At 75.5% G+C, this 4,990-nt stretch carries 4 protein-coding genes and 1 pseudogene; 3 read left to right on the forward strand and 2 right to left on the reverse strand.

The features are described 5' to 3' along the window. The 3 genes and pseudogenes from C1I99_RS29250 to C1I99_RS29260 form a co-directional block, all read left to right on the forward strand. Positions 1 to 772: LiaF domain-containing protein (locus C1I99_RS29250; protein WP_233512782.1), on the forward strand; the 772-nt coding region annotated here is incomplete at its 5' end. After that, positions 769 to 1,026, forward strand: a pseudogene (locus C1I99_RS29255) (hypothetical protein); the annotation flags it as partial. The gene C1I99_RS29250 and the pseudogene C1I99_RS29255, both read left to right, overlap by 4 nt. Before the next feature lie 442 nt (positions 1,027 to 1,468). After that, positions 1,469 to 2,722: a phosphatidylserine decarboxylase gene (locus tag C1I99_RS29260; RefSeq protein ID WP_111137416.1), complete on the forward strand. Its 1,254-nt coding sequence runs from the start codon at positions 1,469 to 1,471 to the stop codon at positions 2,720 to 2,722. A 62-nt stretch (positions 2,723 to 2,784) separates the two neighbouring features. Here C1I99_RS29260 and C1I99_RS29265 read toward each other — a convergent pair whose 3' ends face one another. Next, positions 2,785 to 3,702: a CDP-alcohol phosphatidyltransferase family protein gene (locus C1I99_RS29265; RefSeq protein ID WP_111137417.1), complete on the reverse strand. Its 918-nt coding sequence runs from the start codon at positions 3,700 to 3,702 to the stop codon at positions 2,785 to 2,787. A 407-nt stretch (positions 3,703 to 4,109) separates the two neighbouring features. After that, positions 4,110 to 4,990, reverse strand: an 881-nt coding sequence (locus tag C1I99_RS29270) for an NUDIX hydrolase (protein WP_111137418.1), incomplete at its 5' end; no start/stop codon positions are given.

Genomic DNA, 4,990 nt, shown 5'->3' on the forward strand with positions numbered 1-4,990 from the left:
GGCCGGGGCCGCCGCCGGCCCGGCCACCGGTCACCCCGTCACCGCGCCCCTGCCGCCGGCCTACCGGCCGCCGTTCGCCCCGCACGGGCCGTACGCCGGGCAGGCCGGGGCGTACCCGCCGGCGAAGCCGCCCAAGCCGCCGAAACCGCCGAAGCGGCCCCGCGAGCGCTCGCCACTGGGCGCGGCGACCTTCTCGTTGATCTTCCTCGCCCTGGGCCTGGTCGCGATCCTCGACCTGCTGGACGTCTTCGACGTCGGCGCCTCGGCGTACTTCGCGGCGGCGCTGGCCACGATCGGGGGCGGCCTGCTGGTCGGCACCTGGTTCGGCCGGGCCCGCTGGCTGATCGCGCTCGGCCTGGTGACCACCGCCGCCCTGGCCGTGGCGACGGTCGCCGAGTCGTACGACCGGATCCGGGGGGTGGACGGCGCGGTGACCTGGGCCCCGACCGACCACCGTGACCTCGCTGTCCGGTACGAGAACAGCTTCGGCGACGCCGTGCTCGACCTGCGCGCGGTCGACTTCACCGGCACGGACACCGAGATCACCGTCGCCATCAACTTCGGCGAGGCCACCGTTGTGGTACCGCCGAACGTCGACGTCACCACCGTGGCCGACGTCAACGCCGGGGACGCGAGCATCTTCGGGCGGCGGTCCGGCGGGCTGGACGGCCCACTGCGAGAAACGGTCGACCTCGGCCCGGACGGCGCCGGCGGCGGCAAGCTGCGGCTGAACATCCACGTCAACGCCGGCAACTTGGAGGTGACCCGGTGAAGGCCCACCGCACGGACATCGTGTCGTTCGCCTTCGGGCTGATCTTCCTCGCGCTCGCCGCGTGGTGGCTGCTCGCCCAACTGCTCGGGCTCGCCCTGCCGCCGGTCGGCTGGTTCCTGGCCGGCGCGTTGATCCTGGTCGGCGTGCTCGGCCTGGTCGGTGCGCTGCGCTCCGGCCGGTCCGCCGACCAGGCCGCGCCGGCGGGCGTGCCGGCCGACGTCACGCCCGGCACGACCCCGGCCCCGGAGCCGACGGCGTGGGCGGCCGGGCCGGTCTCCGGCGCCTCCGGCGGGGACGCCGACTGGCCGGCCCCGGGTGACCCGGAGGCCGGGTGGGGTACCGGGCGGACGGAGTGGGACGTGTCCGCGCCGACGGGCGGGGTGGCGGCGGATCGCCGCACCGACGGGCAGGACGGCCGGGAGGAAGCCGACGAGTGGCCGGCCGAGGCGGTCGAGGACGTTCCGGCCGAGGCGGTCGAGGACCGGCCGGTGAGCGGGACGGAGCGGTCGGGGTCCGAGCCGACGAGCGGGCCGCCGGCCGGCCCGGAGTGGCCGCGCGGCTGACCGCGGCGGTGCGGCCCACGCCCGGGGCCGCCTATGCTGGCCGGTGGAGATCTCGCCTCCGCCGGCCGGCCCGTGCCGCCGCGGCGGTCCCGCCGCGATTCCCCGTCGCTACCCCGTCAGGAGCCCGTCCGACATGACCCAGTCCCCCGCCGTGCGCACCTCCGGCCGGTCCGGTCCGGTCCGCATCGGCGAGCGAGCCGCCCGCACCCTGGTCACCGAACTCGCCCGGATCAACGACCCGAAGCCCGCCCTGCTGGTCGGCGCGGCACCGGAGTCCGCGGTGCTGGCCGCGGCGATCGACGCGCTGCTGCCCGGCGACCGGCTCACCGTCGTCCCGGCCGGGGCGACCAGCTCCGCCGCCCTGCGCGAGCACGTCACCGCGCAGGGCCGGTGGGTCGCCGACCGGGTCCGCGTCGTCGACACCCTCGCCGAGGCCGAGGCCGCCGAGGTGGTCGTCGCCGGTGAGCCGTTCACCGGCACGCCCGAGGAGACCCGCGCCGCGATCGAGGGCCTGACGAAGTACCTGACCGACGGCGCGGTGCTGAGCGTGGCGACGGCGGCCACGCCGGGCCGCACCGCCGGGGCGGCCGCCGAGCTGGACCGGCAGGCCGCGCTGTACGGCGTCGGCAGCGATCTGGTGCTGCGCAACACCCCGCCGCTGCGGGTGCACCGGCTCCGGTTCACCCCGGCCGACGCGGCGTCGGCCGCCCGGCTGGCTCCGGCCCACCGTCCCTCCAGCGTGCCGCTGACCCGCGATATGCACATCGACTCCAACGGCGTGGCCGCCGCGGGTATCGCCCTCGGGCTGGCGGCGTTGGCCCGGCTGACCCGGCCGAAGTCCAAGCTCTGGCTGCTGCCCGCGCTGGCCGCTGCCCCGGTGGCCGCCTTCTTCCGGGACCCGGAGCGGGATGTGCCGGAGGACGCGTCGGCCGTCGTCGCGGCCGCCGACGGCCAGGTGCTGTCGGTGCAGCGGCTGCACGACGAACGCTTCGGCGACGGCGAGTGGCTACGGATCGCGGTCTTCCTGTCGGTGCTGGACGTGCACGTCAACCGGGCACCGGTGGCCGGCAAGGTGGTCGACTACTTCGTGGCCGACGGCGGATTCGTCAATGCGATGAAGCCGGACGCGGAGCACAACGTGGCGGCGTACACGGTGCTGGACACGGCGCACGGCACGGTGGTCGTGGCGCAGCGGACCGGCCTGATCGCGCGGCGGATCGTCCAGCGGGCGCCGATCGGCGCACTGCTGGCCAAGGGCGAGCGCTTCGGCCTGATCCGGTTCGGCTCCCGCACCGACGTCTACCTGCCGGCCGAGGCGGCGGAGCCGCTGGTCGGGCCGGGTGACAAGGTGGTCGGCGGGTCGTCCGTCATCGCCCGCTGGCGCTGACGCAGGAGGCGGATGAGGAAAGGGCGTCGCGGTTCGCGGCGCCCTTTCTCGCGTACGGGGGGTCAGGCGGTGCGGCGCTGGCGCAGCCAGAGCACCGGGCCGCTGGCCAGGTAGCCCACCACGACCAGGGCGAAGGTGAGCCGGATGTCGATCAGTGCGCCGATCACCGGAGCCAGCCAGAGCCACGGCGGCAGCTTGACCAGCCGGGCGAGCTTGGCGTACGGGAAGCTGGACACCATCGCGAAGGCGAGCAGCCCGACGCCGGCCACCTGCACCGCGCCCGGCACCGGCAGCCCGATGGCGACGGCCAGGGCCAGCACCGCCGCGGCCATGGTGGTGGGCACGCCGCAGAAGAACCGGCCGTCCTTGGGCGAGACGTTGAACCGGGCCAGCCGGATCGCCGCGCACGCCGCGACCAGGGCGCAGGCCACCGCCGCGGCCCGGGTGGAGACCGAACCGGCGAGCGAGGCGTAGACCACCACCGGCGCGGCGAGGCCGAACGAGCACATGTCGGCCAGCGAGTCCATCTGCGCACCGAACGGGCTGGCCACGCCGAGCTTGCGGGCCAGCGCGCCGTCCAGGCCGTCGAAGGCGACGCAGGCGATCAGGCAGAGCGCGGCGACGCGCACCTCGCCCTGCATGGCGAGGAAGATCGCCAGCATGCCGAGCAGGAGGCTGGCCAGGGTGCACGCGTTGACCACGGCGAACTTCATCCGCCGGGCGACCGTCTGCTCACCGGGCAGCAGCGGGACCGCCGTCGCCGGCGACTCGTCGACCGGGATCGGTGCCACGGCGGGGCTGACCGGGACGACCGCCTCGATCTCGGCCCGGTCGAACCGGGCCAGGCCGTACCGGCGGCGCGGCCGGTCGGCGTAGCGGTGCTCGGGCAGCGACACGTCGGTCACCGGCCGCAGGTCGCCGTCGCGGCGTCCCACCCGGACCAGCAGCACCTGGCGGGCGAACGTGCTGCTGCGGCGCAGCGGGCCCGCCCAGCGACGCCCTGCGGGACGCGGACTGTCAGTCGTACGACGCCGGCGCCAGGGGGCTCTCGGCACGTTTCCTCCATCACCGGATCGGCTGCCGCCATGGGGCGGGTGTCCGGCTGTCTCGTGCCGGACCTCTCTGGCCCGGCAGCCGTTTTGCGGAGTACACCATCGCATAGGTGAACGGGGATTGGCGATAGCTGCCGGCGGTACTTATATCTGTCTTAACCGCACGAACCGCTCTCTTGTCCCATTCCGGGCCCCATCGCCCGTTTCTCGCCCCAGCCCCACCTCAAATGTACCGGAACCCGCCGATCCGGCTCGACCAGCCGCGAGTGCCGTCGACCCCGCTGTCCGTTTCGGGCACGGCGGCGGGGGACAGTACCGACCGGCGTCCGCCCGGTTCAGTGCCGGCGGTCGAGCACCCGGGCCGCGACCTCGGTGAGCGGGAGGCCGGCGAGCTGCTCCGGGGTGAACCAGCCGGCGCGGGCGGTCGAACCACCGGCCAACTCGGTCACCCGCGGCTCGGTCGGGGTGTCGACCGCCACCCGGTAGATCACCCGGACCCCGTGCCAGTCCAGCGGGCGCCCCTCCGGGCCAAGGGCGGCGGGGTTGTGCAGGTTGTCCACGCCGACCAGCTCGACCACCCGGCCGAGTTGGCCGGACTCCTCGACCAGCTCCCGCAGCAGGGCGGGGATCGGCTGCTCGCCGTGGTCGGTCCCGCCGCCCGGCAGGTGCCAGCGGCCGGCGCCCGGATAGCCGTCCGCGATCATCGTCAGCAGCACCCGCCCAGCCGGGTCGGTGACCAGCCCATACGCGCCGAAGCGCTGCCGCCGGTCGGCCGGTGGCGGGGGGAACGGCCCGCGCCGCCGCACGGCGTCGGGCGGCAGCGGCGTGACCGGCACGCCGAGCAGCTCGGCGGTGAACGGCAGCAGCGGTAGCTCGGCGATCTCGTGCGGGGCCAGCCAGCGCGCGAGGTCGGTGGTGCCGTCCGCTTCGTCCCGCAGTGTCCCGCCGGTCACCGCGAGGTCGAAGACGATCCGGTCGGTGTGCAGCGCGACGCCCAGGTCGGGGTACGGCACCACGTCGGCCACCACCGCCCGCACCCCGGCCACCTCGACGGTCAGCCCGGTCTCCTCGGTGACCTCGCGGACCACCGCGTGCGCCGGGTGCTCGGCGTGCTCCAACCCTCCGCCGGGCAGCGACCACACCCCCGGAAAGTCGGCCAGCGCGGATCCCCGCACCAGCACCACCCGTCCGCCCGGCTCCCGGCACACGCCGTACG

This window comes from Micromonospora deserti (assembly GCF_003236335.1).
Classification (GTDB): Bacteria; Actinomycetota; Actinomycetes; order Mycobacteriales; family Micromonosporaceae; genus Micromonospora; species Micromonospora deserti.